We start from the raw sequence: 1,029 nt of genomic DNA, 5'->3' as shown, positions 1-1,029 counted from the left end.
GGCAAATTCTATAATTAATCCGAACAGAAATTAAAAAGCCCAAAGCAATCACTTACAATGGTAGTAGCTAATTCCAACCAATATAGGGAGTGATTACTTTGGGTACATCTACTTTATCACGTTTTCAACGTGGCGCACTAGCACAACTGGTCAATGAGGGGAATAAATCTTACCAAGTAATGGCTGACGCCTTAGGCGTCGCCAAAGCTACGATTAGCTATGAGTTGGACCGGGTTAAACCTTATGATCCAGAATTAGCTCAGCAAGATGCAGATCGCAAAAGGCGGAATTGCGGTCGTCGTTCGATGCTGACGGCAGCATTAGCGACTTTAATTACCAATCACTTACGATTTGGTCACCAGAAACCATTGCGGCCGCTTATAACTTGAGCACTGCGTCAATTTATAATTGGCTTAATCGTGGCTGGCTCCCCTTCAAATTGACTGATCTACCCAATCGGAATGTCCGCCAGCACCGAGTGAGCGAAAATCGTGGGAAATTTACAAGTGGGACTTCCATCGAACAACGGCCAACAACTGTTAATCAACGGTTAGCTTTTGGTCATTGGGAAGTAGATACGGTGCTTTCTAGTCGAAGTGAGTCACGATCATGTCTGGTTACATTCGTAGAACGTAAGACCCGACTTCTATGGGCCACCAAAGCCCCTAATAGAACGGCTAAGGCTCTAAACACCGCCTTTGGCAAGTTTATGGGGGCCTTCGGTCCCCAAGTAAAATCCATTACTGTTGATCATGGTAAAGAGTTTGCCAATTATCAGGCCTTAGAACAGGATTATCAGATCAAAGTTTATTTTTGCCATCCATATTCACCATGGGAGCGAGGTTCCAATGAATATTTTAATAGACGGTTACGCTGGTTCTTCCCGAAAAAGACCAATTTTAGCCAAGTAACGACTGATGAGATCCTAGCAGCACTTGAACTAATTAATCAACGACCATTAAAAATACATCATCAACAGACTGCCATTGAAAGATTCCGGGCTTGTTCGGATTAAACTTGTAATTTGCC

The 1,029-nt window shown here is 43.3% G+C and carries 1 pseudogene; it reads left to right on the top strand.

The features are described 5' to 3' along the window. The first annotated feature begins 98 nt into the window (after positions 1 to 98). Positions 99 to 1,015, top strand: a pseudogene (locus FC85_RS06020) (IS30-like element ISLsa1 family transposase). Positions 1,016 to 1,029 lie beyond the last annotated feature (14 nt).

This window comes from Lentilactobacillus diolivorans DSM 14421, assembly GCF_001434255.1.
GTDB lineage: Bacteria > Bacillota > Bacilli > Lactobacillales > Lactobacillaceae > Lentilactobacillus > Lentilactobacillus diolivorans.
Note: the sequence above shows the minus strand (reverse complement) of the source record. Positions and strands in the feature narration are given on the sequence as shown.